The organism is Lamprocystis purpurea DSM 4197 (genome assembly GCF_000379525.1).
GTDB lineage: Bacteria > Pseudomonadota > Gammaproteobacteria > Chromatiales > Chromatiaceae > Thiodictyon > Thiodictyon purpureum.
In genome coordinates this window covers 1-6,106 of record NZ_KB902394.1, presented here as the reverse complement: position 1 = coordinate 6,106, position 6,106 = coordinate 1, and the positions used below count along the sequence as shown (strand labels likewise).

Genomic DNA, 6,106 nt, shown 5'->3' with positions numbered 1-6,106 from the left:
GTGGAATTACACCATCGCACTGGCGCGCCTCGCCGCCGATCCCGATCCCCCACCGGACTGATTCCGCGCCGGGCGCGCGTCGCGCGCCCACCGCACCCTGTCACGCTCCCGCCCAGCCGCGCCGGGGCGCTGGTGGCTGCTGACTGGGTGACTGGGCCAACAACGGTCCGCCGGTTCGGCCCCGGCCCGTCTGGACCCCGGCCACGCTGGGCCTTCCGGTCGCCAAGAACGCGGGGCTCCCACGTTACCGGACCCGCGCGTGGGATTCATGCAGGCTTGCCGAAAGGACACGTTTCAGCGTCCGGAGATATGGCCCACGGGTCCGGCGGCGGCGCCGCTGCCGGACACGGGGGCGGCCGACAGCCCGCCGCTGGGTTTCGCCCTGGCCCAACTCAATGGCGTCTACCTGCTGGCCCAGAACGCCCAGGGTCTGATCATCGTCGACATCCATGCCGCCCATGAGCGCATCGGCTACGAACGGCTCAAGGACGCCTGGAGTGCCGGCCAGATCGTTCGCCAGCCGCTGCTGGTGCCCGTCAGTGTGCAGGTCAGCCCGCGCGAGGCCGATCTGCTGGAGGCGCGGCGCGGATTTCTGGAGCGTCTGGGGCTGGTGATCGATCGGCTGGGTCCGGACACCCTGGCGGTCCGCGAGGTTCCGGCGCTGCTGCGTGATGCCGATCTGGAGCGTCTGGTGCGCGATCTGCTGTCCGATCTGGCGGTGCATGGTGAGTCCGATCGGGTGACCGCGGCGATCAATCAGGTCCTGTCGACCATGGCCTGTCACGGGGCGGTGCGCGCCAACCGGCGCCTGACCCTGGATGAGCAGAATGCCCTGCTGCGCGCCATGGAGCGGGTGGAGCGTGCCGATCAATGCAACCATGGGCGTCCGACCTGGGTCCAGATCGGCCACGGGGAACTGGACCGGCTGTTCGCTCGGGGGCGTTAGGCTTGTTCTTGGCCGTTACCTATAGCGTTCGCACCTGATCGTGTAGGGGCGGGTTTGAAACCCGCGCCTACGTCCGGTTATCACGTCCGAAAGCTATACTCACCCGCGCTCGCTCCGTGGGTGAGGAATCCGTCTAGGGTCGGCCCCGCGGGGATAGGACGTCCCAGCAGATAACCCTGCACCGAGTCGCATCCCAGCTCCCGCAGGCACGCGAGCTGCGCATGGGTTTCGACGCCCTCGCCGACGGTGCGCATGCCGAGGTCGTGGGCAAGACGCACGGTGGACGACACCACGGCCAGGTCACGCGGGTTGTCGGGTAGTCCGCCGACGAAACTGCGGTCGATCTTGAGAATACGTGCCGGCAGGTTACGGGCGTAGGCGAGCGACGAGAAGCCGACGCCGAAGTCGTCGATGGCGATGGTGATCCCCGCCGCGGCCAACTCGGTCAAGACGGCGCCGGCTTGCTCCGGATGCTCCATGATTTGGGTCTCGGTGACCTCAATGCAGAGTCGCGACGGGGCGATCCCGGCCGCTTCGAGTTGTGCGAGAACAGCGTCGACAAGACCGGGATAGGCCAACTGGCAGGCCGAGAGATTGACCGCGCCCTGTTCGCTGGCCGCGCGCACGCGGGCGGAGGCCTGCCTTGGGGTCCGGTGATGGCAGGCGAGCATCCCCCACAGGCGGTCTTCGATGATCAATGACACGGTCGTGGCACCGACCGGTAATCCACATCGGCGATCAGACGCAGGCGGTTGCGGAAATAAAGCTGGCGGGCCTGACGCGGGATGTCGCCGGCCGGATAGTGCAGCCCCAGGTAAGGATCCTGGCCGGGGGCCTGTTCCTCGGCGATTACCTGGCCGTGGGCGTCGCTGTCGAAGCGATACACCATGACCCGGTCGTAGCCTGTGAGTTTGCGCAGTTCCCTCACCGCCAGTCGACACAGGGCATCGACATCGTCGATGTTGTGAAGCTGGTCCATGGTCCGGCCGAGACTCTGGTAGAAGCCGATCAGCCCCTGATCGCTCACCGCGCAAGCGGGTTCCAACTCCAGGACCAACCAGGGAGGGCTGCGGTGCAGGGTCATCTCGTAATGATTCAGACCATGTCCGCCGGGCGCGGGTAGGGACAGCGCCACCGGGTTGCTTTCGTCCTGGCGGGGCTGTCTGACCAAGTGCTCCACCAGCGCGGTCAGTTCGGCGCAGAGCAGGGTGTCCAGTCGGTGGCCCAGTGTTGCGCTCGGTTCCTGTCCGGTGAAGTGGGCCAGATTGGCACTGACCACTGCGTATCTCAGCGCGGATCGCTAGCCGATCGGCCGCGCGGCCGTCTGACGAGGGGACCTGATGGATCAGGCCCCGGAGAAGGGTAAAGCCGGCTGTCGGCTGTTTCTCCGGCGAATTATGCACTACCGTGCAGTACGGTTGAACCACAGCCGGGATTCAGCAGTAGGATAGACCCACGCGCCGGCTTCGCCCCATGTCGCCCCGCGTTCCTATTGTGTTTGTCATCACTATTCTTCACTGAGGAGTCCGCGTGCCATGAAATCCAGCACCAAAACCGTCGTTGAGCGAGGCGCCGCCACCCGTGATCACTTCAGCCGCCAGGTGGCGGGTGTCGATGCCATCGAGATCAAGGCCACCGTTGCGGATCATCAGGTCGAGGAGGCTCTGACCCGTTTCAACTTGACGGTCGACAACGATGAGGAGCGTTACATCTATTTTTTCGATACCCCTGATCTGGATCTGTTTAAGGCGGGGATGATCGCGCGGGCCCGGCGCATCGTCGGCGATGAGCACGACAGCACGGTCAAGTTTCGTCCGGTGGTACCCACCGAGGTGTCGGCGATCTGGCGCGCGTTCGACGGCTTCAAACTCGAGGCGGATGCGAGCGAGTCCGGGGTGACCAAGTCCGCCTCGCTCACCATGCCGGTGGCCAAGGGACTGATCAAGCAGGTGGTGGCCGGGGAGCAGCCGGTCGGCAAGCTCTTTACGAAAGACCAGGAGGACTTTCTGTCGGCGATCGGTCAGCAGCACATCGACTACGATACGTTGCGCGTCATGGGTCCATTACAGGCGCATCGCTGGAAGTTCGAGGACGCGGCCTGCCCCTGGCCGATCACCGCGGAGCTTTGGAAACGCCAGGACGGGGCGCGCCTGATGGAGCTGTCGATCAAGGCACCGGTGGTTCAGGCCGCGGTGGCCATCGCGGGCTTCATGGCATTTCTCGCCGAGATCGGCGCCGAGCACGATCTGGAGCAGCAGACCAAGACCCGGTGGGCGCTGGAGCACCACGCGACGCTGCTGCGCGAGCCGGTCGCGGGCTAGTCCGATGGACACGCGGCGACGCTATGCGGTGATCGATCTGGGAACCAACTCGGTCAAGTTCCACATCGGTGAACGTGATGCCGCGGGCCGCTGGCTGCGGGTGCTGGACCGCGCCGAGGTGACGCGACTGGGAGAGGGGCTGCGGGAGTCCGGCGAGATCGCGCCGACGGCCTGGGAACGCACGCTGCTCGCCATCCGCGACATGGCGGCGGATGCGCGGGCGGCGGGTGTATCGCAGATCGTCGCCCTGGGCACCATGGGGATGCGCAATGCCCGCAACAGCGGCGCCTTTATCGCTGCCGTGCGGGCGCAATGCGGGGTGACCATCGAGGTCATCGACGGTGCGCAGGAGGGGCGTCTCGCCTATCTCGCGGTGCAGGCCGGGGTCGGGTTACCGGAGGGTGCGGTCACGGTCTTCGACACCGGCGGCGGCAGTACGCAGATCACCATCGGTAAGGCCGGCCAGGTGCTGGAGCGCTTCAGTGTGGACGTCGGTGCGGTCCGCTTCACCGAACAGTTCGGGTTGGATGGGGTCGTCGGACGGGAAAGCCTGGATGCGGCGCGGGCGGCCATCGCCCATGATCTGAGCCGGCTGGATGGGGCGGCCGCGCCGGACGCTCTGGTCGGTATGGGCGGCGCTGTGACCAACCTGGCCGCCGTCAGTCTCGGTCTGACTCGGTACGACCCGGACCTGATCCAGGGGGCCATCCTGACCGCCGCCGAGGTCGAGCGCCAGATTGTGCTCTATGCCGGCCTGGCGTCGGAGGCGCGCCGCGCCATCCCCGGACTACAGCCGGGGCGCGCCGACGTGATCCTGGCCGGCGCCTGTATCGTGCGGACCCTGATGGCGAAGCTTGGGCAGGAACGTCTCGCCGTCAGCGACCGGGGTCTGCGGCACGGGGTGCTGATCGACCGGTTCTCGGCGTAGGGCGCAATAGGGCGCCCCGCAAGATCTGGCGGACCGGCGCCGATGCCGACGGCGACCGTATTGCGCCATTCAGACCGCCCACACCGGAACGATTGCGCGGCCCCCCATGCGGCGCGAGACTGTGATCATCGTTTCGGCTAGCCGAGCCAGTCGGCCGATTGGAGTCCAAGGCTACAGCCTTGGATCGGCAGGCCAAGGATTCAAGCCTTGAACGACGAATGACCAGCGCTGGCCGGTAAGATGATTGAGGGCAACGCCCAGGTGGCGGACACAAAGCGACTAGACACCCTCTTGGCGGCGGGGCGCGGGTGGGGTAGGATACTTGGGGGACAGGCTGAGTGCAGTCTAGACCACTAACATCCTGACCCAACATAGAGCACTGGCATCCTAATGTTGGACTAATCCGCTCCGCGGGGCCTACCGCGCCCATCCCATAGCGCCATTGAATCGCGAACAACGCGCGGATATCCCCAGCCGCCCCGCGGGTTACCTCCAGCCCCGACCCGTCGCCCATCGTCCACACTTTTAACGGCCCACTCCGGGTCGTTGACAGAGAACCGGACGATGACTCCCTTACGTGAGCAGATGATCACGGCCATGCAGATGCATGGCTTCTCGCCGCGCACCCACGAAAGTTACCTGGCCGCGGTCCGGGATTTGGCGAAGTTCACCCGCCGCTCCCCGGACCTCCTCGCCCACGCCGATCTCACGCGCTACTTCGAACACCTGGTGGTGCAGCGCCGCTTGGCGCCAGCCAGCGTGCGACTCATGTACAACGGCATTCGTTTCTTCTATCTGAAGGTGCTTGGCTGGCCGACGGTCGACCTGGAGGTGACCTTACCCAAACGCCCGCAGCGCATCCCCGAGCTGCTCACCCGCGGCAGCGTCGCCGCCATCCTCGCGGCCTGCGACGATCCCCGTTTGCGCACCATGCTGACGGTTTGCTATGGCTGCGGGCTGCGCCTGAGCGAAGTCTTGGCCCTACGGGTGCAGGATATCGACGGTGAGCGACGACTCCTGCGCATCACCCAGGGTAAAGGCGCGAAAGACCGCCTGGTCCCGCTCTCACCCACCTTGCTGGAGGAACTGCGCGCCTATTGGCGCCTCTATCGGCCGGCCGACTGGTTATTCGCCGGGCGTACCGGTGAGCCCCTGTGCACGTCGACCCTACAGCGGGCTTTCACCGACGCCAAACACGCGGCCGGTGTGACCACGGTCGGCGGCATTCATGGCTTGCGTCACGCCTATGCCACCCATCAATTGGCGGCCGGCCTGTCGGTGGAGCGCCTGCAACGGCTGATGGGCCATCGCAGCATCCAGACCACCCTGCGCTATGTGCATTGGCTGCCCAGCGCCAATGAAGGCGAAGGGGCGTTGGACCTGATCGCCCAATTGGGGGTTGACCATGGCGAATAGCTCCTTGCAAGCAGTGATGGCCGCGTGCCTGTCCGGCTATGCCGAACACCATCCGATGAGTCCGCGGGAATGGCAGGTCTGTCACCACATCCTGGACTGTCGCACGGCCGCCTTGGGCGGCTTTGCGCTGGAATGCGACCAGTGCGGGGAGACGCCCCTGCTGTATCACGCCTGCCGTGATCGGCACTGTCCGCGCTGCCAGCGCCGCGCCTCCGAAGACTGGTGCGAACGCCAGCGCGCAGCGGTGCTGCCCGTGACCTATCACCATCTGGTCTTCACCCTGCCCGACACCCTCAACGGCTGGGTCGAGGTCCACCCCGAGGTGATCTACGACCTGCTGTTCGAGACCGTGTGGGCGACCTTATCCACCTTCGGCGCGGACCCCAAGCGGCTGAACGGCCAACTGGGAATGACCGCCATGCTGCACACCTGGGGCCAGACCCTGNCGCGCCATGTCCACCTGCACTGCCTGGTGCCGGGCGGAGCCTTCGGGGC

At 66.2% G+C, this 6,106-nt stretch carries 7 protein-coding genes; 5 read left to right on the top strand and 2 right to left on the bottom strand.

Translation table 11 applies throughout. The features are described 5' to 3' along the window. Positions 1–268 precede the first annotated feature (268 nt). Positions 269–946 carry a DNA mismatch repair MutL family protein gene (locus A39O_RS0105170; RefSeq protein WP_020503631.1) on the top strand — a complete coding sequence of 226 codons (678 nt, stop codon included), beginning with the start codon at positions 269–271 and terminating at the stop codon, positions 944–946. 80 nt (positions 947–1,026) lie between these two features. On the opposite strand, the gene A39O_RS0105165 is transcribed toward A39O_RS0105170, so the two are convergent. Continuing rightward, complete coding sequence (locus A39O_RS0105165; RefSeq protein WP_157639675.1) at positions 1,027–1,650, bottom strand: EAL domain-containing protein; 624 nt, start codon at positions 1,648–1,650, stop codon at positions 1,027–1,029. After that, the gene (locus tag A39O_RS0105160; RefSeq protein ID WP_020503629.1) at positions 1,641–2,225 is read right to left on the bottom strand and encodes a GAF domain-containing protein; all 585 of its coding nucleotides are present in this window, start codon (positions 2,223–2,225) and stop codon (positions 1,641–1,643) included. The genes A39O_RS0105165 and A39O_RS0105160 overlap by 10 nt, the downstream gene beginning before the upstream one ends. Before the next feature lie 256 nt (positions 2,226–2,481). Here A39O_RS0105160 and A39O_RS0105155 point away from each other — a divergent pair, with 256 nt between their 5' ends. The 4 genes from A39O_RS0105155 to A39O_RS0105135 all read left to right on the top strand — a co-directional run. Further along, on the top strand, positions 2,482–3,267 hold the full coding sequence (locus tag A39O_RS0105155; protein WP_020503628.1) for a CYTH domain-containing protein: 786 nt from the start codon (positions 2,482–2,484) through the stop codon (positions 3,265–3,267). Between the two features lie 4 nt (positions 3,268–3,271). Continuing rightward, positions 3,272–4,195, top strand: a complete 924-nt coding sequence (locus A39O_RS0105150) for a Ppx/GppA phosphatase family protein (RefSeq protein ID WP_020503627.1) — start codon at positions 3,272–3,274, stop codon at positions 4,193–4,195. A gap of 564 nt (positions 4,196–4,759) precedes the next feature. After that, the gene (locus tag A39O_RS0105140) at positions 4,760–5,611 is read left to right on the top strand and encodes a tyrosine-type recombinase/integrase (RefSeq protein ID WP_026199182.1); all 852 of its coding nucleotides are present in this window, start codon (positions 4,760–4,762) and stop codon (positions 5,609–5,611) included. Then, the coding region (locus tag A39O_RS0105135) for an IS91 family transposase (RefSeq protein ID WP_026199181.1) at positions 5,601–6,106 on the top strand (506 nt) is incomplete at its 3' end. The genes A39O_RS0105140 and A39O_RS0105135, both read left to right, overlap by 11 nt.

Bases quoted from the DNA above. Each gene is read 5' to 3' on its own strand.
- A39O_RS0105170 (WP_020503631.1), top strand. From the start codon at position 269: ATGCAGGCTTGCCGAAAGGACACGTTTCAGCGTCCGGAGATATGGCCC.
- A39O_RS0105150 (WP_020503627.1), top strand. From the start codon at position 3,272: ATGGACACGCGGCGACGCTATGCGGTGATCGATCTGGGAACCAACTCG.
- A39O_RS0105155 (WP_020503628.1), top strand. From the start codon at position 2,482: ATGAAATCCAGCACCAAAACCGTCGTTGAGCGAGGCGCCGCCACCCGT.
- A39O_RS0105140 (WP_026199182.1), top strand. From the start codon at position 4,760: ATGACTCCCTTACGTGAGCAGATGATCACGGCCATGCAGATGCATGGC.